We start from the raw sequence: 23547 nt of genomic DNA, 5'->3' as shown, positions 1-23547 counted from the left end.
CCCCCTACACTCGCCTCATGCGTACAGTGCCGTACCTCGACCTCGCCGACACCGCCTTCGATGTGAACTCCGAGGAGGTGCATACCGCGCGCGACGACAGCTGGTATGCCGAGACGCCGTACGGCTGGGCGGTGCTCCGGTACGAGGAGGGCACGGCGGTGCTGAAGGACCGCCGCTTCCAGCAGGGGAACGCGCGCTGGCCGGCGCAGAACGGCATCCACGACGGGCCGTGGCAGCAGTGGTGGGCCGAGACTCTGCTGAGCCTCGAGGGCGACGATCACCTGCGCCTGCGCAAGCTCCTCGGCCCTGCGTTCCGCAGCGGTGCGATCGCGCGGATGCGGCCGCAGTTCCAGGCCCTCGCGAACGAGCTCATCGACTCCTTCGCCTCGCGGGGCGAGGTCGAGTTCGTGTCGGAGTTCGCGGAGCCCTACGCCTCGCGCATCCTCTGCCTGCTCCTCGGGCTTCCTGATGACGAGTGGCCGCAGGTCGCGCACTGGGCCGACGACCTCGGCAAGTCCTTCGGCATCAACGTGCGCCACGACCTGCCGCGCATCGAGGCGGCCCTCGAGGGCCTGACCGGCTACATCGAGAAGGTCATCGCCGACCGGGCCGAGAACCCCAGGGACGACCTCGTCACGACGCTCCTGCACGCCCACGAGGAGGACGATGCGCTCGACCGGCGCGAGCTCAGCGTCGCGCTGGTCTTCCTCGCCTTCGCCGGCATGGAGACCACCCGCAACCAGCTCGGTCTCGCGCTGCAGACGCTCCTCCGGCATCCGGACCAGTGGGCGCTGCTCGCCGCCGAGCCCGACCTCGGCGGCCGCGCCGTCGAGGAGGTGATGCGCGTGAACCCGACGGTGACCTGGGTCACACGGGAGGCGATCGAGGACGTCGACCTGTTCGGCCTCGCCGTGCCGAAGGGCGGCATCGTGCAGGTGCTCTCGCACGCGGTCGGCACCGACCCGTCGAAGATGGGCGACGAGCCCGGCTTCGACATCCGCGTGGAGGACCGCCCGCTGCACTCCGGGTTCGGCGGGGGCGTGCACCACTGCCTCGGCCATTTCGTCGCCCGCACCGACATGTCGGTCGCCCTGCCGCTCCTCGCCCAGCGGATGCCGGATGCCGAGCCCGCAGGCCCCGGCGAGTGGCTCCCGGTCTCCGGCAACACCGGCCCGGTGCGGTTCCCGATCCGCTTCACCCCGGAGCGGTAGGGCCGACGGCCGGATCTCGGCATCCGTCCCCGCCGCCGGGAGTGCGGCGGGGTCAGAAAGGCCTCTCCATGCGGCATCCGGAGTGCGGCGGGGTCAGAAGGGCATCGGAAACCCCGCCGTCGGATGCATTACTGGCCCCGCACCGCGATCGCGACCGACCCCGCGACGCGGAGAGCGCGGCGGCTCAGAAGTACCCGGGGTACTCCTCGAGCTTCTTCTCGAACTCCTCGCGATCGGCCTCGCTGAGCACCGCGCTGGCGACCACGACCATCTGAAGCCCCTCGAGCGGCTCGCCCGTCCGCGCTGTCTGCGCCTCGCGCTGCTTGAGGAATCCGCCGGTCGCGTCCTGCGACAGGTCGAAGATGTTCGCGTAGAAGCGGATCGGCTCCGGCCAGTTCTCCGTGTAGTACTCCCAGGTGTGCTGCCGGCGAGGGTCGTCGCTGCCGTAGAACTTCGTCTTGATCGACGGGTCCATGCTCGAGTACTCGTCGTTGAACGAGTACAGCGAGGGCAGCCCGTGCTCGGAGACGACGTCGTCGATGACGCTCATCACGTCGAGCTTGCGCTGGTAGTCGTGGATCGGCTCGGTGGTGGCCCACCCGGCCGAGGCGTACTCCACGAGCATCGATTCGCCGCCGTAGCCGTTGCGCTCCGGCCGGAAGTCCTCCTCGCCCACCTGGACCCACTCGTAGCCGAACTCCGCCGTGACGCGGGCGCGGATGTCGGCGAACAGGCTCTCCGACGCCGCCTGCACCTCCTCGAGCGACTGCTGACTCAGGATGTCCTGCGGATCCGTCCCCTTGATGCCGGGGTAGGCCTCCTCGTGCTTCTGCTTGTCGCTCTTCTGGCCGTCGTAGCTGCCGGACGCGGAGGTCTGCAGCGCGCTGAGCCCGCCGACGGTGGCGACGTTGAAGAGGATCGTGATCACGAGGGCGATGGCCCCGAGCATCCGCCCCCGCGTCGTGAACAGGGCGGCGACGATGAGCGCGAGCACCCCGAGCTGGAGGGCGAGCATCGTGATGCCGTAGATCAGGTCGGTGCCGCCCGCGAGCAGGGAGCCGAGCAGCACGATCGCGAAGAGGATGGAGACGCCGAGCGCCGCCCAGCCGAGCAGGTTCGCCGGTCTCTTCTCCGCCGCCGCAGCGGCGGTGCCCTCCGACGCGGCGATGCCGGCCGCGGGGGCGGCGAGGGGAGGCGCTGCCGGAGCGACGGCCACCGGGCCCTGCTGCTGGCGGCGCGCCCCTCGGTATCCTCCGGGGGGCGGCACGGGCGGTGCGCCCTCGGTGCCGGCGATGTAGCGCTGGCGCTGCTTCTCGCGATCCATTCCGTGCGTCACCTTCTCTCGCCCCGTCTCATCACCACGGCTTGTCCGTTCCCGATCCGCCGCCGTCCTCGCCGTCCTGCTGCTGGTCGCGCTCCTGCGTGCCCTGCTCGAGCTTCTCCTTCAGGTCGTCGAGCTTCTCCTCGGAGGGCTGCGGCTGCGGCTGCTCCTCCGGCTGCTCCTGCGGCTCCTCGGGAGGCGGCTGCTGCTGCTCCTGCTGCTTCTGCTTCAGGCGGTCCTCGAGGTCGTCCTTGGTCTTCTCCATGTCGCGCTCCGGATCGGACGACTGCTTCTGGGCATCCTCGCTGCTGCACTCCGCCGGCGTCTCGGTGGTGATCGTCAGCGCCTCGCCGTAGAGCTCCGCGGCCTTCGCGCCGTCGCCGTCGGCGCGGGCGGCGTCGCCCATCCGCTCGACCACGAGCGCGAGGTTGATCCGGACGCCGCACACCTCGAGGCCGTGGGCGAGGGCCAGCGCCTCCTCGAGCTTCGCGCGCGCCTCCGGCAGCTTCTCCGCCCCGGCCAGCGCCGTGCCGACGTTGAACGGGGCTTTGTACGGCTCGAACCAGTTCAGGAACTCCTGCCCGCGCGCCGACGCCTCGGAGCCGGCGTAGTCGTCGACCACGTAGTCGCTGATCGCCTGATGGGCGAGGGCGTACATGCTGAGGATCTTGCCCACGAACAGCAGCGCGGCCAGGGTCAGCGGCAGCGTGCCGATCGCGATCCAGCGGCGGACGCGGCGCCGCCGCCTGTTCGCGGCCAGCAGAGCGGATGCCGCGGCGGCGGTGTCGGCGCCGGATGCCGGTGCTGTGGCGAGGTCGGTCATGACGCACCGCCTTCCGGTGTCTCGGTCGGAGAGAAGCGGTTCGTCTCGTCGCTTCGCTCCTCGCTCGACGACCGCGTGGCACGCGGCTGCGGTGCGGCGGCGGGTCGCAGCATCCGCAGCCGTGCGACGAGCATCGCGGCCCTGGCGAGCTCGAACCCGAGGATCGCGAGCACGGCGAGGGCGAAGATCCAGTACAGCTCGGTGACGTTCCCCACCGTGCCGGACTCGGCGTAGCCGGTCGTCGTGGACGGCGCCTCCGGCAGCTCCGGCGCCGCGTCCGCCGTGCGGTGCTGGTACTCGATGCCGAGCTGGTCGGCGATCGCCTCGAGGTTCTCCTCGTCGATCGTCGACAGCGCGTTCTCGCCCTGGTACTCGATGTACCCGCCGTCGCCTGACCCGTCGAGGCCCCCGGTGGTCAGCTTCATCGGGCCGCCCTCGGCGGTGCCGTAGCCGAGCACCGCGCCGGCATCCGTGTACTTCTCGCTGCCCTTGAAGGGCTCGGGAGGCGCGGTCACCGTCTGCTCGCCGTCGCCGAAGTAGAACACCATGCGGCTCCGATCGGGCGAGCTCTTCGCCGCCGAGGACAGCGTGTCCTGCAGCAGCCCGTTCGCGATGCCGATCGAGCTGCCGCGGGACTGGCTGGTCACCTCGGGGCGCATCACCTCGAGCGAGGAGATGAGCGCAGTGGTGTCGGTGGTGAGCGGCAGCCGGATGTCGGCGGTCGCGTCGAAGGTGATGAGGGCGAACCGGGCGCCGGGGTACTCGTCGACGATCGCCTGGATGTCGGCCCGCACGCCGTCCAGTCGCGGGCTGTCACCGTCCCAGTCCTCGGCCACGATGCTCGCGGTCGTGTCCACGACGAGCACGATGTCGGTGTCGGTGGCGAGCGTCTGCGTGGCTCCGCCGGGGATGCCGGGGCGCAGGAGCATCGCGAAGCAGGCCAGCAGCATCACCAGCCGCAGGACCCACAGCCCCTTGTCGCGGCCCGGGGCCTTGCGCAGGCCGAGCACCGCGAGCGCCGCCACCGGGAGGCAGAACAGCAGCAGGAGGAAGACGTTGAGCACGGGCTGGAAGGTCACAGTCTCACCTTCCAGAGCACGACGACGAAGGAGAGCGCCGAGATCATCAGCACGACGATCCACAGGTTCGGCGTGTCGGTCCAGACCACCTGCGCCTGTCCCTTCAGCGCCGTGGCCTCCTGCTCCTGCACCTCGGCGACGATGTCGGCGACGGTGGTCGTGTCGCGAAGGCCGTAGGCGGCGCCGCCGGTGATCTGGGCGGCCTCGGCGAGCTGCGCGCTGATGTCGGCATCCTTGCCCTGCACCGGGTTCAGGGCGAACACGCGCACGCCGACGGACTTCGCGTATCCCGCCGCCTCCTCCAGAGTGACGATCGAGGCGCCGTTCACCTCGTTGTCGGTCGCGAAGATGATCGACCGGCTCCTGTCGTCGTCCGGGTGGTCGAAGGCGAGGGCGCAGGCGGCGAGTCCGTCTCCGATGAGCGAGGCTCCGTCGCCGTTCAGGGTGCCGACCCAGTGCTCAGGAACCTCGTCGGCATAGTCGAAGCTCTCCCTGATGCTCTGCAGGTGTCCGCGGATGAACTCGTAGTCGTCGGTGAGGGGGAAGATCTGCACCGGGGAGCTGTTGAAGATGGTCAGCCCGATCCGCTCGCCCTTGAAGTCCTCGAGCAGCTCCTCGAACACGCTGAGCACCTCGACGTCGACCTCGCTCATGGAGCCGGAGACGTCGAGGCAGAGCATGATGTCGCGGCTGGTGTTCACCGGCTGGATCGTCTGCGACGACATCGGGCGGGCGGCGACGACGCCGGCTGAGCCGGCGGCGATCACTCCGAGCAGCAGGATGCCGGAGAGGGCGAGCACGCGGCGGCGCAGCGCCTGGCGGAACGTCGGCAGCGCGCGGAGCCGTTCTGCGCGTGCGACGCGGGCGCGCTCGCCAGCCGCAGTGCGGGCATGGCCGCGCAGGCCGAGCACGAGCCCGATCGTCAGGGCGGCGAGGATGACGGCTGCGGCGAGGAGGAGCATCCACACGTTGTTCAGTGCCACGTGCGCACCACCGTCCTGGCGGCCTCGGCGCCGGCCGCAGGGTCGATCGCCGGCCCCTGCCGGAAGATGCTCGGGTAGTAGTGCCGGCTCATCGCGTCGATGAGGGCGGGGTGCACGCCGCGCGCGACGAGGTCCTCGAGGGCGAGCACCGGGGCCTCCAGGCCGCTGTACTCGTTCACGAAGGTGCGCACGACCCTGCTGAGCTCGAAGTTCGCGTTGCGGGCGGTGAGCCTGCGGGCGCGGTAATCGTCCTCGATGAGCTGGATGCGCTCCAGGTACTCGGCGCGCAGCTGCGACAGCACGTCCGCGGTCTGCAGCGTGCGCGCCTCGTCCGACCCGAGGGTGAGGCGGCGGGGGCGGGTGAGCATGACGACCGCCCACGCGGCGACGATCAGCAGGATCAGGATGCCGATGGCCAGCAGGATCCAGCCCCAGCCGTACTGGGCCGGGGGGTAGAGCTCGTCAGAGCCGGGCATTCGACCTCCGATTCAGCAGCTGCAGCAGCTGCGTGACGGCGTCGTCCTGTCCGTCGAGGACGCTGTGGCTGATCTCCATCCGCTTGAGGATCTCGGCGAGGCGGACGGCATCGGCCTCGCTCTGCGCCGCCAGCTCGCGCACGATCTCCTGGTCGCCCTGCACGAAGTCCGGCACGTCCCACAGGCTGTCCACGTCGCTGCGGATCGTGCCGGTGGCGTGGTCGAGCACCGGATCCGCGTCCCGGACGGTGAGCCAGAGCACGTCGTGCTGGACGCGCAGGCGGCGCAGCATCCGCTCCGTCTCGGAGGTGACAGGCGCCTCGTCTGTGATGACCACGACGATCATGCGCCGTGAGATCGTGCGGGTGACGAACGACAGCAGGGCATCGCGGTCGCTCGGCGCGGTGCTCCCGTCGATCGCCGCGTCGATCGTGCGCAGGGCGTGTTCGAGGGCGCCCTCGCTGCGACCCGGGGCGCGTCTGCGGACACGGGAGGCGTCGCCGTAGACGACCGTGAAGTCGTCGCCGTGTCGCAGCGCCAGCACGCCGAGCACGCCGGTCGCGAGGATCGCGAGGTCCTTCTTCGACCTCTCGTCGTGTGCGAGCGCGGCCATGGAGCGGCCGGTGTCGACGACGAACATGATGGTGTGCATCCGCATCGCGCGGTGCCGCTTGACCAGCGGGGTACCCTGCCGGGCGGTGGCCCGCCAGTCGATGTCCCGCACCGAGTCGCCGTACTCGTACTTGCGCAGGTCCTCGAAGTCCAGGCTGCGGCCGTGCAGCAGCGACGCGTAGGCGCCGTCGAGCGCGTGCAGCGACTTGCGCGTCGAGTGGATGAAGAGCTTGCTCTTCACCTGCGTGATCAGGCTGGCCATGGTTCCGGCGCGGGTCAGGGGGTGGGCACCGCGGCGAAGATCTGGTCGATGATCTCCTCGCTGCGGATGCCCTCGGCGTCGGCCTCGAACGTCAGCAGCACGCGGTGGCGGAGCACGAGGTGACGCAGGGCCCTGATGTCCTCGGGGAGCACATGCGCGCGACCGTTCAGCAGCGCGAGCGCCCGCGACGCCTGCAGGAACGCGATGCTCGCACGAGGGCTCGCGCCGTACTTGATGTAGCGCGCGCGCTCCTCGCCGATGTACGGCGCGGGGTTCCGAGTGACGTACGCGATCGACACGATGTAGTTGCGGATCGCCGGATCGACGTAGATGCGGCTCGCGACGTCCTGCAGCAGGTGCACGTCGTCGAGGGTCACGGCGCTGGTGACGTGGCGTTCGGGGTCGAGCACGCCGGAGTCGATGCGGCTGAGGATCTCGAACTCCTCGGCCGGGCTCGGGTACTCGACGATCTCCTTCAGGAGGAAGCGGTCCATCTGCGCCTCGGGCAGCTCGTAGGTGCCCTCCTGCTCGATGGGGTTCTGCGTCGCGATCACGAGGAACGGCTTCGGCAGGTGGTGGATCTCGCCGCCGATCGTGGTCTGGTGCTCCTGCATCGCCTCGAGCATGGCGCTCTGGGTCTTCGCGCTGGAGCGGTTGATCTCGTCGAGGAGCACGAAGTTCGCGTGCACCGGCCCGAGCACCGTGCGGAACGAGCCGCTCGCAGAGTCGTAGATCTGGTTGCCGGTGATGTCGCTGGGCAGCAGATCGGGGGTGCACTGGATGCGCTTGAACTGGGCCTTCACGGTGTCGGCCAGCGTGCTCGCGGCGGTGGTCTTCGCCAGGCCGGGGACGCTCTCGAGCAGGATGTGCCCGCCGGCGATGAGTGAGATCAGCAGGCTCATGCGCAGGCGCTCCTGGCCGACCATCTTCGCCGAGTACGAGTCGGAGATGATCCTGATCACCTCGCCGGCGCGGCGGAGTTCCGCGTCGTTCGGGGCGTCCGTGGCCGCGGACGCCGCAGGCGCGCTCGCCGCGCGGGCGGCGGCGGGCGCGGGAGGGGCGGGCGGCGCGGCCGGACGCGGGGGCGCGGGAGGAGGCGGCGGCGAGGCCGCGGACGGAGCGGACGGGTTCGGCTCGTTCATCTTGGTGTCTCCTCGATCGCACGGGGACACGGCCGGCGTTCCCCCCTCGGACAGCGTAATCCCCGCGCGCCCCGGGCGTCGCGGGGAGAACTCCCCATTCGCCGTCCTCGCCCCATCCGCGACCGGGATTCAGTACGGTTGCCCCATGGCGACCATCCACTACGGCTCCTCGCCGGATCCGATCCACATCGACGACCGTGCCCTCGCGCACCTGAAGATCGTCATCGCGACGAAGCTCCGGCGCCAGGAGAGCTTCACGCTCTCCTGGAAGCATCCGGCCGGCGAGCCCGGCGGGCGCTCCACGATCTGGATCCATCCCTCGATCCCGCTCCGGTTCACGTTCGACGAGCCGGAGCCGCCTCAGCTGAACGCGAAGTGGATCGAGGAGCTCATGCACTCGGTCAACTCGACCGGAGGCATCATGCTCGTGGACGAGGTGCTGGACGCGCCGGAGGAGTGAAGCCGACCCGGATTGGCTGGACGCTCCTGGGGGTTTCGTCGAGTCAATCCGGGCCGGCGGTCTGGGGGCCCTGAGCGGAGCTCAGAGCGAGTCGCGGTAGCCCTCGATGGCGGCGCCTGCCGTGCCGTCGGAGTAGCTGACGCGGATCAGCGGGTTGCTGAGGCCGAGGTCGATGGCGGACCCGAAGCTCACTGAGGCCCGCCCGCTGCTGTTGAAGGTCGCCGACTTCGTGCTCGAGGAGCCGTACTTCACGGATGCCGTCGCACCCGGCTCTCCGCTGATGGTGACGGTGTAGCCGCCGAGGATCTTGATCCCGAGGAGATTCAGCGTGTAGTAGGGGTCGACGCTGACGAAGGCCAGCGGATCCGGCGCGGGCGGCGGCGGAGGCGGCGGCGGTGTCGTCGGGCTGGTGGGCGTCGTCGGTGTGGTCGGGTTGGTGGGCGTCGTCGGGTTGGTCGGCGTCGTCGGCGTGGTCGGCGTCGTCCCCGGGTTCGTGGGCGTGGTGCCCGGGTTCGTCGGCGTGGTGCCCGGGTTCGCGGGGGTGGTGCCGGGGTCCGTCGGGGTGGTGCCGGGATCGCCCGTCCCGGGGTCCGAGGATCCGGGCTTCGGCTCGTCGGCCGAGCGCTTCCCGCCCTCGGAGGCGTCGTCCTCGGAGCCCTCGTCCTTCGAGCCGTCATCCTTCACGTCCGACGATCGCTCGTCGTCGAGGTCGACCAGCGCCGCCGGACCGTGGTCGTCGACGAGTCCACCGGGGCGTCCGCCGCCTTCCTGGCCCTGAGCGGCGGCCGACCACGGCAGCGTGCCGGTGTCGGCACTGCCGGGTGAGAGAAGCGTCACCAGGAGGTAGACGATGCCGACGAGGATCGCCAGGACGGCGATGATCCTCGTCCGGCCCAGCGACCAGAACGAGCCGGCGGTGTGCACCCGCGCGACCGTTCCCGCGGCCGGAAGCGCAGCGCGCTCCACGCGGCTGTCGCGACGCAGCGACGGCGCCGGCGCCGCCATGATCTCCGGCGTCGGTGTCGACGTCGCAGGCACGACCTTCCCCTCGTCCATTCCGGTCTCCCCCCGGTCTTCCGCGGCGAGATCGACGGGAGAACCCGGCGGATCACGCGCGTTGCGGCCAAATATAGCGCGAAGACGGGATTCGCGGCAGGGTCAGGATGTGCGGACGTCTCTCCGCCGCCCGATCCAGACGACGAACGACGCGGCCGCGATGATCACCGCGGCGATCGCCACCACGTACAGCGCCACCGTGCCGTAGCTCGCACCGGGGAGGTTCGGGTTGAGGAAGGGATACGGATACCACCAGGACTCGCCCGTCGCCGGAGCGACGATCAGGTTCGCCCGGAGCAGTGTGTACACGACCCAGACGATCGGGAAGATCGCGCCGATCGGCACCGTGCTCCAGGCGAGGGCGCGGCGCCGCGGCGCGAACAGCACGTCGGCGAGCATGACGATCGGGATGACGACATGGAGCACCTCGTTCGACCACGGCAGCGTGGCGCCCTGCGGCAGCGGGATGCCGCGCAGCAGCAGGTTGTAGACGACGCCGGTGACGATCATGTACGTGCTCGCGCAGGCCAGCAGCACGGACAGCCAGCCCGGCTCGGTCACGGCGGCATCCTTCTGACGGAGAGCCCAGACGCCGCCGACCGCCAGCGCGACCGCGGCGAGCACGTTCGACTCGATCGTGAAGAAGCTGAAGAAGTTCGTCGCGACAGTGGGGATGTGCCCGCCCCACTCCGTCTCCGACGCGAGCGCGTTGCTCAGGGTCGTCGAGAGCTGTCCGACGATCGCCGCCACGGCGAGAGCAGATGCCGCAAGTCGTGCATAAGGCCACCAGGTCGTCGTCATCTCGCCTCCGCCTGTCACCCTACCGAGGCGCCGCGCCGGCGGTCAGGAGCGGCGCCGCCACCGCATCCGCGTGACGAGGACTCCGAGCAGGCACAGCGCGCCGCCGAGGAACATCAGCGGCGTCGGGACCTCGCCGAGGATCAGCCAGGACATCAGGATCGCGATCGCCGGGACGACGTAGGTCGTCGCGGAGGTCTGCCCCGCGGTGCTGCGCTGCAGCACGTACGCCCAGGTCGTGAAGGCGATCGCGGTCGGGAAGATGCCCAGGTACACGACCCAGAGCGTCGCGTCGGGCGGCGCGGTCTGCAGCGCGCCCACGAGACTGCCTGTCCAGGGCAGCAGCGCCACCGTGCCTGCCACGGCGCCGAGCCAGGTGAGGGTGGTGGAGTCCGCGCCTGCGCTGAGCAGGTGCTTCTGCAGCAGGGTGCAGCCCGCGTACATCACGGCCGCGAGGAGGGCGAGGAGGAGTCCGGTCACGTCGAGTCCGGTGCTCGTCTGCGAGTTCATGCCGATCAGCACCACGCCGAGGAACGCGATCGGCGCGCCGATGAGCAGCGGCCGGGGGAAGCCCTCGCGGAGGAACAGCCCGCTGAAGACCACGACCATCAGCGGTGCGAGGTTCACCACCATGGCGGCGGTGCCCGCGTCGAGAGTGCGCTCGGCGGCGTTCAGCGCCAGGTTGTAGACGCAGAACCAGCCGACTCCCCAGAGCGCCACCAGAGGCAGCCGGCGGCGGGCCGGCAGGCGGATGCCGTGACGCAGCGCGAGGGCGCCGAGGGCGACCGTGCCCACGGCCATGCGCAGCAGGGCGAGCGCGCCGGGGTCGTAGTGCGGCCCTGCCCCGCGGATGCCGATGAACGCCGAGGCCCAGAGGACGACGGTCACGAGGGCGGCGAGCAGGACGAGCGGTCCGTTCGCCCGCGGCGCCGCCTCGGGGGCGAGGCCGAGCGTGGACCCGGGAGATGCTTCTGGCATCCTCCGATCGTCCCAGGGGCCGCCGACATCGTCGATCCACGCCCCGGCCAACCGTCGTCGCTTTCCCGCCAGCATCCTCGCGCCGCGATCGAGGCCATGCTTCCGGTCGCACTTCGTGCGGGTCCACGCGCGATCCACTGTGCTGAACTGCGACCGGAAGCCGCATCCGGGGCGGCATCCGGGCCTTCGATAGGATGGTGTCGCCCGAAGAGGGCCAGCTCATCGGCCGGTGCAAACCCGGCGAACAGCGGAATCCCAAGGGGGGTTACCCATGCCAGGAATCGTGATCGTCGGCGTGCAGTGGGGCGACGAAGGAAAGGGCAAGGCCACCGATCTCCTCGGTGAGCGCACCGACTGGGTGGTGAAGTTCAACGGCGGCAACAACGCCGGGCACACCGTCGTCGTCGGCGACGAGAAGTACGCGCTGCACCTGCTGCCCTCCGGCATCCTCTCGCCCGGAGTGACCCCGGTGATCGGCAACGGCGTCGTGATCGACCTCGAGGTGCTGTTCAGCGAGCTGGAGGCCCTCGGCGCGCGCGGCATCGACGTCTCCCGCCTGAAGGTGAGCGCCAACGCGCACATCATCACCCAGTACCACCGCACGCTCGACAAGGTCACCGAGCGCTTCCTCGGCAAGCGCAACATCGGCACCACCGGCCGCGGCATCGGGCCCGCGTACGCCGACAAGATCAACCGCGTCGGCATCCGCGTGCAGGACCTCTTCGACGAGAACATCCTCCGCCAGAAGGTCGAGGGAGCCCTCGACCAGAAGAACCACCTGCTGGTGAAGGTCTTCAACCGCCGTGCGGTGACGGTCGACGAGATCGTCGACGAGCTGCTCTCCTACGCCGAGCGCCTGCGCCCGATGGTCGCCGACACCGGTCACCTCATCGCCGAGGCCCTCGGCCGCGGCGAGGTCGTCGTCTTCGAGGGCGGCCAGGCCACGATGCTCGACATCGACCACGGCACCTACCCGTTCGTCACCTCGTCGACCGCGACCGCCGCCGGCGCGGCATCCGGCTCGGGCGTCGGACCCGGGGCACTCGACCGCATCGTCGGCATCGTCAAGGCGTACACGACGCGCGTCGGCTCCGGACCGTTCCCCACGGAGCTCTTCGACGAGCAGGGCGAGTGGCTGCGCAAGCAGGGCTTCGAGTTCGGCACCACCACCGGCCGTCCGCGCCGCGTCGGCTGGTACGACGCACCGATCACGCGGTACGCGACCCGGATCAACGGCATCACCGACCTCGTGCTCACCAAGCTCGACATCCTCACCGGACTCGAGCAGATCCCGGTCTGCGTCGCCTACGACGTCGAGGGCCGCCGCTTCGACGAGGTGCCGGTCAACCAGACCGACTTCCACCACGCGACGCCGATCCTCGAGTACTACCCGGGCTGGAGCGAGGACATCTCGAAGGCCCGCACCTTCGAGGACCTCCCGCAGACCGCGCAGGAGTACGTGCTGGCGCTCGAGAAGATGAGCAACACGCGCATCTCCGTGATCGGCGTCGGCCCGGAGCGCGACCAGGTCATCGTCCGCCACGACCTGCTCGACTGATGCCCTCGCCCGCCGAGTGCACTCGATGACCGTGAGGATGTCGCGATGACGCGGTTCTGGCTCGGCGGGTACGGTCCCGCGATGGACGGCACCGCAGACGGAATCGGACTGCTCGCAGGCGCCGAGAGCGCGCCGACGGCGCTGGAGTACCGCGGCGCGGTGACCGAGACGCCCTCGCCGTCCTGGCTCGCGCAGCATCCGACCCTCGACGTCGTCTATGCGGCGCTGGAGGGGGATGCCGCGGTGCAGGCCTTCGCCCGCACCGGGGAGTCGTCGCTGGCGCCGCTCGGCGAGCCGGTCGAGGCCGGCCAGTACGTCTGCCACGTCGCGGTCGCCCCGAGCGGCGCCTACCTGATCGCCAGCTGCTACGGCGACGGCCGGGTGGTGCGGATCGGCCTCGACGGCGCCGGACGCCCGATCCCGGATGCTGCGAACAGGGCCGCCGAGCTCCGAGCCGCACTCCTCGGCGAGCCGGGACCCGAGACCGGCGCGCCGGCCGGGACGGGGGCCGCGGCATCCGACCCGTACGCCGCCTCCGACTCGGCCGAGGAGCGCGTCTCGCACGCGCACGCCGCGGCCTTCCTCCCCGACGGCCGGATCGCGACCACCGACCTCGGCTTCGACCTGGTGCGGATCTGGCGACCGTCGGGGGCGGGCCTCGCCCTCGACCACGAGGTCGTGCTGCCGCGCGGCACCGGTCCGCGGCACATGGTCGTGCACCCGAGCGGGCACCTGCACGTGGTGACCGAGTACTCCTGCGAGGTGTTCACGCTGGCCGCCGGGCCCGACGGCACCTGGTCGGTGGTGTCCTCGACGCTGTCGAGCCCGATCGCCGTCGTCGGCGCCGACTTCCCCGCCGAGCTCGCCCGCACCCGCGACGGCCACTTCCTCTACACGGCGCTGCGGGGCAGCAATACGATCGCGGCGCTGCGCGTGCGCGGGGCGGGCGAGAGCCTGGAGTCCGTCGCGCTCGCGGATGCCGGCGTCGACTGGCCGCGCCATCACCTCGTGCACGAGGGCAAGCTGCTCGTCGCCGGACAGCGCTCCGACTCGATCACCCTGCTCGACCTCGACGAGCGCACCGGCGCCCCGCTCGGCATCCGCCACGAAGCCCAGACGCCGACGCCCACGCACTTCCTGCCCGTGCGCTGAGCCGCGGCTGCTGACGCGCGGGCGACGGCCTCCTCTCCCTGTTCCGGCTCGGCTCGCGTTCACAACTCCGCAGATTCTGCGCGGATCAGCACGGATTCCGGCGGAACGGGACCGCGGCCGCCCGGTTCTGAGGAGTTCTGAACGGCGCCCGCGCCTCAGACAGCGGAGAACAGCAGCGCGGCGCTGTGCCCGCCGAAGCCGAACGACGTCGACAGCACGCTCCGCACTTCGTGCTCTCGCGCGCGGTCGCGCACGAAGTCCCAGTCGTCGCGGATCGGGTCGGCGAGATTGATCGTCGGCGGCAGCATCCGATCGCGCAGGGTCAGCGCCGAGATGACCGCGTCGACGACGCCGGATGCTCCGAGCAGATGCCCCGTGCTCGACTTCGTCGCGGTGACCGGAACCCTTCTCACCCGCGATCCGAGCGCCCGCTCGAGGGCGACGAGCTCGGCCTCGTCCCCGAGGGGCGTGCCGGTGCCGTGCGCGTTCACGTGGTCGACGGCATCCGGGGCGACGCCGGCGTCGGCGAGGCACGCGGCGATAGCGGCGGCCGCCCCGCGGCCCGAGGGATCGGGGGCGGTGGCATGGTGCGCATCGGAGGCGGCGCCGAAGCCGGTCACGCCCGCGACCGGAACCGCCCCGCGACGGCGGGCGGCATCCGCCGACTCCAGCAGCACCGCCGCCGCGCCCTGCGCCATCACGAAGCCTCGGCGGTCGCGGTCGAACGGCCGGGAGGCTGCCCAGGGCTCCTCGGCGAAACCGGTCGCCACCGCCCGCAGGTTCGCGTTCGCGGCGAGGTGCACGGGACCGAGCAGGTCCTCCATGCCGACGACGAGCACCGCCTCCGCATAGCCGTGGCGGATGCGCCTCAGGCCCTCGCCGATGCCGATCGCGCCGCTCGCGCACGCGGCCGTCACGGCCTGAGCCTGCCCGAGGAAGCCGTATCGCCGGCTCAGCAGGCCGGCGACGGCATCCGCCGTGCCGTGCACGACGAGTCCGGGAGGCACGTGCCGGGGGCCGCGCTCGCGGAGGGCCAGTGTCGCCTCCTGCAGGGCGTCGACCGGGCCGGAGCCGGTCGCGACGATCACGTGAACCGCCGCGGGATCGCCGGGTGAGAAGCCGGCGAGAGCCTCATCGGCGGCCGTCATCGCCCAGCGCTGCACCGGATTGAGACGTCGCTCCGCCGGGCCGCCGTCGGGCGCGAAGCCGCGGATCACACCGCCCACCTGCACGCGGCTCCCCGGCGACGCGGCCTCGGACAGCCGGGTGATGCCGCTGCGTCCGTCGCGCACCGCCTCCCACAGAGCCGCCGCGGTCAGTCCGCTCGGGGTCACCGCGCCCACGCCGGTGATGACGACCTCCGCCGTCACAGCCGCACCGCCGGGCCGTCCGTCAGCAGGGCGGCGGTCTCGGTGCGGCGCACCTTCCCGCTCGCCGTGCGCGGCAGGGAGGGCAGGGCGTACCAGCGGCGGGGGACGGATGCCGGGGCGAGCCGCTCCGCCGCCCAGGCCTGCAACGCCGGCTTCGGCGGGGCCGCGCCCTCCGCGACGAGGGCGATCACCGTGCCGAGGCGCTCATGGGGCAGCGCGACCGCGCACGCCGCGCCGAGCCCCGGCATCCCGTCGAAGGCCTGCTCCACGTCGCCGAGGGCGACGGTGTGCCCGCCCGTCGTGATCACGTCGCCGCGGCGCCCCGCGAAGGTGAACGCTCGTCCGCGCAGGCGGCCCTGGTCGTGCACGGTCGCCCAGCCCTCGGCATCCGTCAGCGGCTCCGTCGTCGTGGACGGGAGGTAGCCGTCCGAGCAGGAGGCGGAGCGGACCCAGAGGGTGCCGAGCCCGCCCGGCGCGACATCGCGGCCGTCGTCGTCGCGGATCCGCGCCTCGACGTGCGGGTAGAGCGTGATCGCCGGATCGTCGGAGCGGCTGTCGCCGAGGAAGCCGAGCTCCCCGGCGCCGAGGTAGGCGATCACCTCGGCGCGCGGGATCGAGGCTGCCAGTCGGGAGCGGACCGACGGAGACAGCGCCGCGCCGCCCGTGACGACGAGGTCGAGCCCGTCGTAGCGGTCCGGATGCCGGTCGGCGGCGTCGGCGAGGGCGTGCAGCGCCGAGGCCACCGCGACCACGCGCGTCGCCCCCTCCTCCTGCACCCGACCCGTGAGCCACAGCTCGTCGAGGCTGTCGGCCACGTGCATCCGGCCTCCCGTGCCGAGCGCCTCGAACAGGGCGTACAGCGTGAGGCTGAACGACAGCGCGCCCGGGGCGAAGGTCGCGACGCCCTCCGCGGCGCCCAGGTGCGCGCGGGAGGCGGCGATGTTCGCGGCGTACTGCGCCCTCGTCTTCAGGAACGCCTTCGGAGCGCCGGTGGTGCCGGAGGAGAACAGCAGGAGGAACGGGGCGTCGGCGGGAGGGACGACCGGAGCGGATGCCGCCGCGCCCCGCAGCTCGTCGAGGCGCGCGATCCGTCCCGTCCAGCCGGCCTCGGCCAGCGGCGCCCGGAGGTCGTCGTCCGCGGTGACGAGCAGGTCGGCCCCGGCGGCGAGGAGCAGCGCGAGGCGGACGGATGCCGGCCAGCGCGGGTCGAGCACGCAGACGATCCGGTCCCCGTACTCGGCTGCCACGACGAGGCGTGCGACGTCGAAGGCCGCGTCGAGGCACAGAGCGACGACGGGGCGGCCGGCCGAGCCCTCCGGCCGGAGCGCGTCGAGCCCGGCGGAGAGGCGAGCGGCGTCCTCGAGGAGCTCCGCACGGGTGAGGCTCCGGTCGCTCCCGACCAGCGCGAGGCGGCCGGGGTCGGCGGCGGCGGCGCGGCGCAGCATCGGCGTGATGGACGTGATCGCTCCTCGGGCACGGCGGCGGATCGGTGCTGATCAGTGTACGTGAACACTGTTCAGGTGACGCGGATCGAGGACGATCAGGAACAACCCGTCCGTGACTCGACGTTGCTCATGAGCAAGACTGTTCGGCGACGGAGGGGGCGGCATGACGACGCACACGGCTGAGGCGGGCACCGAGGAACCGGGCGCCGACGAGTACGACCTGATCGTCCTGGGCGGAGGCCCCGTCGGCGAGAACGTCGCGGACCGGGCCGCGCAGGGCGGGCTCGCCGTGATCATCGTGGAGGACGAGCTCGTCGGCGGCGAGTGCTCCTACTGGGCGTGCACGCCGTCGAAGGCGCTGCTGCGTCCGGTGCACGCCGTCAGAGCCGCCCGGCACGTGCGCGGAGCGGATGCCGCCGTCACCGGGGAGATCGACGTGAGCGAGGTCTTCGCCCGTCGCGACGCCGCCGTGAACGAGTGGTCCGACGACGGCCAGGTCCGCTGGCTGGACTCGGCCGGCATCGCTCTCGCGCGCGGCCGCGGCCGGCTCACCGGGGAGCGCGAGGTCACGGTGACGGATGCCGACGGCGGCACGCGCGTGCTCCGCGCCCGGCATGCCGTGGCGATCAGCACCGGGTCGGATGCCGCCGTCCCGCCGATCGAGGGCCTCCGCGAGGCTGCGCCCTGGACCAGCCGGGAGGCGACCAGCGCCAAGGAGCTCCCGCCGAGCCTCGCCGTGATCGGCGGCGGAGTGGTGGCCGTCGAGATGGCCACCGTCTACGCCGGGCTCGGATCCGCCGTGACGCTCATCGCCCGCAGCGGCCTGCTCGGCGGCATGGAGCCGTTCGCAGGGGAGCGGGTCGCCGCCGGCCTGAAGGAGCTCGGCGTCGACGTGCGCACCGGCACGGCGACCGAGAGCGTGCGCCGCGGCGAGGAGGGCGTCACCATCACTCTCGGCGACGGCGCGACCGTCACGGCGGCGGAGGTGCTCGTCGCGACCGGCCGCACTCCACGCAGCGGCGACATCGGTCTCGAGGTCGTCGGCCTGGAGCCCGGACGCTGGATCGAGACGGACGACACGCTGCGGGTGCCTGATCACGACTGGCTCTACGCGGTGGGCGACGTCAACGGCCGGGTGCTCCTCACCCACCAGGGCAAGTACCAGGCGCGCGCCGCGGGCGACGTCATCGTCGCGCGGGCGAAGGGCGACCCCGTCGACGACGGCCGCTGGGGCCGTCACGCCGCGACCGCCGATCATGCGGCCGCACCGCAGGTCACCTTCTCGATGCCCGAGGTCGCGTCCGTCGGGCTCACCGCCGCGGCTGCGCGCGAAGCCGGCCACGAGATCGAGGTCGTCGACTACGACCTCGGCTGGGTGGCCGGCGCTGGCCTCGCCGAGGACGGCTACGAGGGGCAGGCGCGTCTCGTCGTCGACACCCGCCGCGAGGTGGTGCTCGGCGCGACCTTCGTCGGCCCCGAGGTCGCCGAGCTGCTCCAGGCGGCCACGATCGCGATCGCGGGGGAGGTGCCGATCGCCCGGCTGTGGCACGCGGTCCCCGCGTTCCCGACCGTGAGCGAGATCTGGCTCCGGCTGCTCGAGGGCTACGGACGGGACTCGGCATGAGGCCCCCATCCGATCGCCGCTCCGCTCCGAACAGGGATCGGATGTCGCGACCCCCGTATACGCTCGGAACCAGATCCCGGGAGGCAGGACCCATGATGGCCGTACTCGAAGGACCCCTGATCGCCGCGCGGCGCGAGGTCGTCCGCTGATCGCCGCGCCTTCCTGATCGATCGAGCGACCGGAGAACCATGATCGAGTTCCGCAGCGTCACCAAGAGATTCCCCGACGGTACCCTCGCCGTCGACGACTTCAGCCTCGTGCTGCCGTCGCGCAAGACCACCGTCTTCGTCGGGTCGTCCGGCTGCGGCAAGACCACCCTGCTGCGCATGATCAACCGCATGGTCGAGCCGACCTCTGGCGACGTGGAGATCGATGGGGAGAGCGTGCTCGGGGGAGACCCGGTCGCGCTGCGCCGCCGCATCGGCTACGTGATGCAGAACTCCGGTCTGATGCCGCACTTCTCGGTCATCGACAACGTCGCCACGGTGCTGCGCCTCACCGGCGTGAAGCGCGGGCCCGCTCACGCGCGCGCCCGCGAGCTGCTCACCACGGTCGGGCTCGACCAGTCGCTCGCCGACCGGTACCCCAGCCAGCTCTCCGGCGGCCAGCAGCAGCGCGTCGGCGTCGCCCGCGGGCTCGCCGCCGACCCGAACATCCTGCTCATGGACGAGCCCTTCGGCGCCGTCGACCCGATCGTGCGCGCCGACCTGCAGCAGGAGACCATCCGGCTGCAGCGCGAGCTCGACAAGACGGTCGTCTTCGTGACGCATGACATCGACGAGGCCTTCCTCCTCGGCGACCAGGTGGTGATCCTCGACAAGGGCGCGCGGATCGTGCAGGTGGGGAGCCCCAGCGAGATCATCGAGAACCCGGCAGACGACTTCGTCTCCGCATTCATCGGGGCCGATCGCGGGCGGCGGGCGCTGCACCTCAAGCAGACGCCGCGCGGCACCGTCGTCGTCGATTCGGAGGGGCGCACGCAGGGCGCGATCGTCGGCGCACCGGGCGAGCCTGCGCCAGGGAATGCCGCCTCCGGGGGTGCCCCGTGACCTGGGTCGCCGACAACCTCGGGCGCATCCTCGAGCTGACGCTGGTGCACCTGCAGCAGAGCGTCATCCCGATCGTGCTCGGCTTCATGCTGTCGCTCCCGCTGGGCTGGATCGCCTGGCGCTACCGGCTGGTGCGCGGGCCGATCATCGCGATCACGGGCCTGCTCTACACGATCCCCTCGCTCGCACTGCTGATCCTTCTGCCCGCCACGCTCGGGTACTCGGCGATCAGCCCGACGAACCTCGTCATCGCGCTCACGATCTACGCGGTCGCCATCCTCGTGCGCGCGGTGGCCGACGGCCTCGACTCCGTCGACGAGGGCGTGCGGCAGTCCGCCACGGCGGTCGGCTACGGGCCGTTCCGCCGCTTCTTCGCGGTCGAGTTCCCGCTCGCCGGTCCGGTGGTCCTCGCCGGCCTCCGGGTCACCGCGGTGAGCACGATCTCGCTCGCCACCGTCGGCATCCTCATCGGCGTGCAGAATCTCGGGTACCTCTTCACCGACGGCCTGCAGCGCCGCATCATCGCCGAGGTCTTCGCCGGCGTGGTGGCCGTGGTCGTGATCGCCCTGCTCGTCGACCTCCTGCTCCTGCTCGCCGGGCGGGCCCTGATGCCGTGGACGCGGGTCGCGGCGCGCGCCGCCCCGGTGGCGGTCAGGCCGCTGAGGGCCGCCGCATGAACCTCTTCGCCGAGGCCGTCGCATGGCTCACCGCGCCGGAGCGCTGGCAGGGCGCGTACGCGCTGCCGGTCCTGCTCGGCCAGCACCTCCTGTACACGGCCGTCTCCGTGCTGATCGCCGCCCTCATCGCGGTGCCGCTGGGCTGGCTGATCGGCCACACCGGCCGCGGCCGCGAGATCGCCGTCGCCGTCTCCGGGGCGGCGCGGGCGATCCCCTCGTTCGGGCTGATGGTGCTGCTCGTCCTCCTGCTCGGCGTGCTGCGCATCCCGCAGGCGGCGGTCGCCACCTTCGTGCTCCTGGCGATCCCCTCGCTGCTCGCCGGAGCGTACACCGGCCTCGAGGCCATCGACCGCCGCGTGCTCGACGCCGCGCGGGCGATGGGAATGACCGAGTGGCAGGTGTTCTGGAAGGTCGAGGTGCCGCTCGGCCTGCCGCTGCTCGTCGGCGGCCTGCGATCGGCGCTGCTCCAGGTCATCGCGACGGTGACGATCGCCGCCTACGTCAATCTCGGCGGCCTCGGCTGGCCGATCATCCAGGGGATCCCGCTGCGCCAGTTCGATCAGGTGCTCGGCGGGGCGATCCTCGTCGCCGCGCTCGCCCTGCTCGTCGATCTGCTCCTCGCGCTCGCCCAGCACGCGGCCGTTCCCGCCGGAGTCCGCACCGGCCCGCGCACCCGTCGTCGCCGAGCGGCGGCGCCGGCCGCGGCATCCGCCCCCGCCTGAACCCGCCCACCCAGAGAACTCACACGAGAAGTCACACAGGAAGAGGAGGACCCCATGTCCACCGCACGGAAGTCACGTCTCGCCCTCGCCGGCGCCGCCGCTCTCGCGACCGCCCTGGTGCTCGCCGGCTGCGCGAGCAGCAACCCGCTCGACGCCCCGAGCGACGAGCCGGAGGCCGGCGGCGACACGATCGTCATCGGCTCGCAGGCGTACTACTCGAACGAGATCATCGCCGAGATCTACGCGCAGGCGCTGGAGGATGCCGGCTTCACCGTCGAGCGGAAGTTCAGCATCGGCCAGCGCGACGCGTACATGCCCGATGTGGAGTCCGGAGACATCGACCTGTTCCCGGAGTACACGGGCAACCTGCTCGAGTACCTCGACGACAGCGCCACCGCGACGAGCCCCGACGACGTCTACGCCGCGCTCCAGGATGCGCTCCCCGAGGGGCTGACCGCCCTCGACTACGCCGAGGCCTCCGACCAGGACACCTACACGGTGCTGCAGAGCTACGCCGACGAGCACGGGCTCACCAGCATCGCCGATCTGTCCAAGGCTCCCGCCCCGGTGACCATCGGCGCGGCGCCGGAGTTCGAGCAGCGGCCGTACGGCCCCGCCGCGGCGAAGGAGGTGTACGGCGTCGACCTGGCGTTCTCCGCCACCGGTCCGACGACCCTCGAGTCGCTGCTCGCCGGCGAGATCCAGGTGGCCGACATCTACTCGGCCGACCCGGCCTTCCAGACCGAGGACATCGTCGCGCTGGAGGACCCCGAGAACATCATCCTCGCCTCGAACGTGGTGCCGATCGCCTCGAGCGACGTGGCCGATGAGATCGCCGACGTGATCAACGCGATCAGCGCCAAGCTCACCGCCGAGGGGCTCGTCGCCCTGAACGTGCAGAGCACCGTCGACGAGAAGTCGGCGACCGACATCGCGAAGGCCTGGCTGGAGGAGAACGGGCTCCTCTGAGCCCGACACCCCGGCTTTCCGTCGAGACCCCGCCCTGTCAACGCGAACAGGGCGGGGTCTCGGCGTCAGGCAGGGGTCTCGGCGCCCGGAGGCGGGTGGGTCAGACCCGGGCGTCCTGCCGGGGCACCCAGACCTGCTTGATGACGACGAGGATGGATGCCGCGACCGGCACCGCGACGAGGGCGCCGAGGAGGCCGAGCAGGGTGCCGCCGGCGAGGGCGCCGATGACGACGAGGGAGCCGGGGATCGAGATCGCCCGGTTCATCACCCGCGGCGTGATGACGTAGGCCTCGACCTGCATGTAGACGAGGTAGACGATCGCGAACACGAGCGCGGCGACGGGGTCGGCGATGAGGGCGAGGCCGGTGCCGATGATCCAGAACATCACCGAGCCGACCAGCGGGATCAGCGTGATGCAGAACGCGACCGTCCCCATCAGCGGCGGGAACGGCAGGCCGAGGAGCAGGTAGAGGAGGAAGGCGAGCACGGCGTTGCAGAACGCGAGCACGACCATGCCCATCACGTAGCCGCCGACCGAGTCGGTGATCTGGTCGGTGATGTCGCCGACGCGGGCTCGGTCGCGTGCCGGCGCGAGGCGGAGGAGGCCGGTCTTGATGGAGGGGAGCGTCGCGACGAAGTACAGCGTCAGCACGAGCACCACGATCGCGCCGGAGATGCCGGTGGCGATCGAGGCGCCGATCTGCAGGGCTCCGCCGCCGATCGCCGCGATGTTGCCCGGATCGACGAGGAAGGCCTGGACGTCGGCGACGAGGTCTTCGAACTGGTCGCCGAACTGCGCCTCGAGCGTCGCATACAGGTCGGTGCGCATGAAGTCGCCGATCATGCCCGGCACCGAGCGGACGAAGCTCGCGATCTGGTCGATGACGATCGGCAGGATCATCCACAGGATCAGCGCGACGACCAGGATGAGGCCGAGGATGACGATGAGCACCGAGATCGCGCGGGACAGGCCGCGCCGCTCGAGGAACCGCACGGCCGGGTCGAGACCGAGCGCGGCGAAGAGCGCGAGGGCGATGTAGATGAGCACCGTCGACAGGCTGGTCAGCGCCATGCCGAGCACGATCGCGCCCAGCCCTCCGAGCGTCACCAGGAAGCCGAACACGAACGGCCGGTCGATGCGGGTCCAGAAGGAGCGGCTCGGGGCCATCGGCTCGACGACCACGGCGCGCGTGGGAGACGTCTCGGCGGGGGCGTCCCCCGGATGCTCGTCGACGACGGCCGGCGCCACGGCGACGGCTGCGGGGGCGTCGACCGGGGCGGCATCCGTCGTGCCGTCCGGCGTCCGCTGCTCGTTCTCGCTCATGTGCTCAAGATATCCGCCGGTCCGGCGATGGCCGGGGAGGCGCAGGCCGGCGGTCGTGCAACGAAGGGGCCCGGCGACGGCCGTTTCCGTAGAGTAGGGGCATGACCGACGCCGTGGACCCGAAGGCAGAGCTGCTCCGTCTGCGCGGCAGCATCGACAACATCGATGCCGCGCTCATCTTCCTGCTCGCGGAGCGCTTCCGCGCCACCCAGCAGGTCGGTCAGCTGAAGGCGGAGCACGCCATGCCGGCATCCGATCCCGGACGCGAGGAGCAGCAGGTGGCCCGGCTGCGCGCGCTCGCCGAGGAGGCGCATCTCGACCCCGAGTTCGCCGAGAAGTGGTTCAACTTCGTGGTCGCCGAGGTGATCCGCCACCACACCGAGGCGGCAGAGGGGCGCTGAGCCCGCTCCCGAACGACGAAGAAGGGCGCGGATGCCGCAGCATCCGCGCCCTTCT

General features: G+C 71.5%; 23 protein-coding genes. 10 read left to right on the top strand and 13 right to left on the bottom strand.

Annotated elements, in window-relative coordinates:
* Positions 1–17 precede the first annotated feature (17 nt).
* Entirely contained in the window at positions 18–1211 is a 1194-nt protein-coding gene (locus G6G98_RS13225) for a cytochrome P450 (protein WP_067356837.1), read from the top strand.
* A 184-nt stretch (positions 1212–1395) separates the two neighbouring features.
* Here G6G98_RS13225 and G6G98_RS13220 read toward each other — a convergent pair whose 3' ends face one another.
* Genes G6G98_RS13220 through G6G98_RS13190 form a run of 7 tightly spaced genes read right to left on the bottom strand, consistent with a single transcriptional unit; the run spans position 1396 to position 7909 of the window.
* Positions 1396–2535, bottom strand: coding sequence for a DUF4064 domain-containing protein (locus tag G6G98_RS13220; protein ID WP_067356834.1), 1140 nt, complete (start codon positions 2533–2535; stop codon positions 1396–1398).
* 31 nt (positions 2536–2566) lie between these two features.
* The gene (locus tag G6G98_RS13215; protein ID WP_067356831.1) at positions 2567–3355 is read right to left on the bottom strand and encodes a tetratricopeptide repeat protein; all 789 of its coding nucleotides are present in this window, start codon (positions 3353–3355) and stop codon (positions 2567–2569) included.
* Positions 3352–4434, bottom strand: coding sequence for a vWA domain-containing protein (locus G6G98_RS13210; protein ID WP_084788454.1), 1083 nt, complete (start codon positions 4432–4434; stop codon positions 3352–3354). Before G6G98_RS13210 ends, G6G98_RS13215 begins: the two co-directional genes overlap by 4 nt.
* Complete coding sequence (locus G6G98_RS13205; protein ID WP_243842126.1) at positions 4431–5417, bottom strand: vWA domain-containing protein; 987 nt, start codon at positions 5415–5417, stop codon at positions 4431–4433. Before G6G98_RS13205 ends, G6G98_RS13210 begins: the two co-directional genes overlap by 4 nt.
* Entirely contained in the window at positions 5408–5893 is a 486-nt protein-coding gene (locus G6G98_RS13200) for a hypothetical protein (protein WP_067356827.1), read from the bottom strand. Before G6G98_RS13200 ends, G6G98_RS13205 begins: the two co-directional genes overlap by 10 nt.
* Positions 5880–6767, bottom strand: coding sequence for a DUF58 domain-containing protein (locus G6G98_RS13195; protein ID WP_067356819.1), 888 nt, complete (start codon positions 6765–6767; stop codon positions 5880–5882). The genes G6G98_RS13200 and G6G98_RS13195 overlap by 14 nt, the downstream gene beginning before the upstream one ends.
* 14 nt (positions 6768–6781) lie before the next feature.
* Positions 6782–7909, bottom strand: a complete 1128-nt coding sequence (locus G6G98_RS13190) for an AAA family ATPase (protein ID WP_208321494.1) — start codon at positions 7907–7909, stop codon at positions 6782–6784.
* A 145-nt stretch (positions 7910–8054) separates the two neighbouring features.
* Here G6G98_RS13190 and G6G98_RS13185 point away from each other — a divergent pair, with 145 nt between their 5' ends.
* Positions 8055–8369 (top strand): hypothetical protein, encoded by a 315-nt coding sequence (locus G6G98_RS13185; protein ID WP_067356817.1) that lies wholly within the window; start codon positions 8055–8057, stop codon positions 8367–8369.
* Between the two features lie 81 nt (positions 8370–8450).
* Here the strand turns inward: G6G98_RS13185 and G6G98_RS17075 are convergent, their stop codons facing one another.
* From G6G98_RS17075 to G6G98_RS13170, 3 genes are all read right to left on the bottom strand, one after another.
* Positions 8451–9425, bottom strand: coding sequence for a hypothetical protein (locus tag G6G98_RS17075; protein ID WP_208321493.1), 975 nt, complete (start codon positions 9423–9425; stop codon positions 8451–8453).
* A 102-nt stretch (positions 9426–9527) separates the two neighbouring features.
* Positions 9528–10226 carry a Pr6Pr family membrane protein gene (locus G6G98_RS13175; protein ID WP_164234040.1) on the bottom strand — a complete coding sequence of 233 codons (699 nt, stop codon included), beginning with the start codon at positions 10224–10226 and terminating at the stop codon, positions 9528–9530.
* Between the two features lie 42 nt (positions 10227–10268).
* Positions 10269–11201 carry a DMT family transporter gene (locus tag G6G98_RS13170; RefSeq protein ID WP_164234041.1) on the bottom strand — a complete coding sequence of 311 codons (933 nt, stop codon included), beginning with the start codon at positions 11199–11201 and terminating at the stop codon, positions 10269–10271.
* A 271-nt stretch (positions 11202–11472) separates the two neighbouring features.
* Here G6G98_RS13170 and G6G98_RS13165 point away from each other — a divergent pair, with 271 nt between their 5' ends.
* Together G6G98_RS13165 and G6G98_RS13160 are read left to right on the top strand one after the other, a co-directional pair.
* On the top strand, positions 11473–12759 hold the full coding sequence (locus G6G98_RS13165) for an adenylosuccinate synthase (RefSeq protein WP_067356806.1): 1287 nt from the start codon (positions 11473–11475) through the stop codon (positions 12757–12759).
* Between the two features lie 45 nt (positions 12760–12804).
* Positions 12805–13911 carry a lactonase family protein gene (locus G6G98_RS13160; protein ID WP_067356803.1) on the top strand — a complete coding sequence of 369 codons (1107 nt, stop codon included), beginning with the start codon at positions 12805–12807 and terminating at the stop codon, positions 13909–13911.
* A gap of 155 nt (positions 13912–14066) precedes the next feature.
* Here G6G98_RS13160 and G6G98_RS13155 read toward each other — a convergent pair whose 3' ends face one another.
* Together G6G98_RS13155 and G6G98_RS13150 are read right to left on the bottom strand one after the other, a co-directional pair.
* Complete coding sequence (locus G6G98_RS13155) at positions 14067–15281, bottom strand: beta-ketoacyl-[acyl-carrier-protein] synthase family protein (RefSeq protein WP_164234042.1); 1215 nt, start codon at positions 15279–15281, stop codon at positions 14067–14069.
* Positions 15278–16726: a class I adenylate-forming enzyme family protein gene (locus G6G98_RS13150; RefSeq protein WP_164234043.1), complete on the bottom strand. Its 1449-nt coding sequence runs from the start codon at positions 16724–16726 to the stop codon at positions 15278–15280. Before G6G98_RS13150 ends, G6G98_RS13155 begins: the two co-directional genes overlap by 4 nt.
* A gap of 163 nt (positions 16727–16889) precedes the next feature.
* On the opposite strand from G6G98_RS13150, the gene G6G98_RS13145 reads away from it, so the two are divergent.
* From G6G98_RS13145 to G6G98_RS13125, 5 genes are all read left to right on the top strand, one after another.
* Positions 16890–18350: a dihydrolipoyl dehydrogenase family protein gene (locus G6G98_RS13145; protein WP_067356785.1), complete on the top strand. Its 1461-nt coding sequence runs from the start codon at positions 16890–16892 to the stop codon at positions 18348–18350.
* A 188-nt stretch (positions 18351–18538) separates the two neighbouring features.
* Positions 18539–19399, top strand: a complete 861-nt coding sequence (locus G6G98_RS13140; protein WP_067356781.1) for an ABC transporter ATP-binding protein — start codon at positions 18539–18541, stop codon at positions 19397–19399.
* On the top strand, positions 19396–20076 hold the full coding sequence (locus G6G98_RS13135) for an ABC transporter permease (RefSeq protein WP_067356778.1): 681 nt from the start codon (positions 19396–19398) through the stop codon (positions 20074–20076). The genes G6G98_RS13140 and G6G98_RS13135 overlap by 4 nt, the downstream gene beginning before the upstream one ends.
* Positions 20073–20798, top strand: a complete 726-nt coding sequence (locus G6G98_RS13130; protein WP_067357325.1) for an ABC transporter permease — start codon at positions 20073–20075, stop codon at positions 20796–20798. The genes G6G98_RS13135 and G6G98_RS13130 overlap by 4 nt, the downstream gene beginning before the upstream one ends.
* A 54-nt stretch (positions 20799–20852) precedes the next feature.
* Entirely contained in the window at positions 20853–21767 is a 915-nt protein-coding gene (locus G6G98_RS13125; RefSeq protein ID WP_067356775.1) for an ABC transporter substrate-binding protein, read from the top strand.
* 100 nt (positions 21768–21867) lie between these two features.
* Here G6G98_RS13125 and G6G98_RS13120 read toward each other — a convergent pair whose 3' ends face one another.
* Positions 21868–23091 carry an AI-2E family transporter gene (locus tag G6G98_RS13120; protein WP_164234044.1) on the bottom strand — a complete coding sequence of 408 codons (1224 nt, stop codon included), beginning with the start codon at positions 23089–23091 and terminating at the stop codon, positions 21868–21870.
* A gap of 101 nt (positions 23092–23192) precedes the next feature.
* On the opposite strand from G6G98_RS13120, the gene G6G98_RS13115 reads away from it, so the two are divergent.
* Positions 23193–23492: a chorismate mutase gene (locus G6G98_RS13115; protein ID WP_067356770.1), complete on the top strand. Its 300-nt coding sequence runs from the start codon at positions 23193–23195 to the stop codon at positions 23490–23492.
* Positions 23493–23547: the final 55 nt, after the last annotated feature.

The organism is Microbacterium hydrocarbonoxydans, assembly GCF_011752045.1.
In the GTDB taxonomy this organism is placed as follows: Bacteria; Actinomycetota; Actinomycetes; order Actinomycetales; family Microbacteriaceae; genus Microbacterium.
Note: the sequence above shows the minus strand (reverse complement) of the source record. Positions and strands in the feature narration are given on the sequence as shown.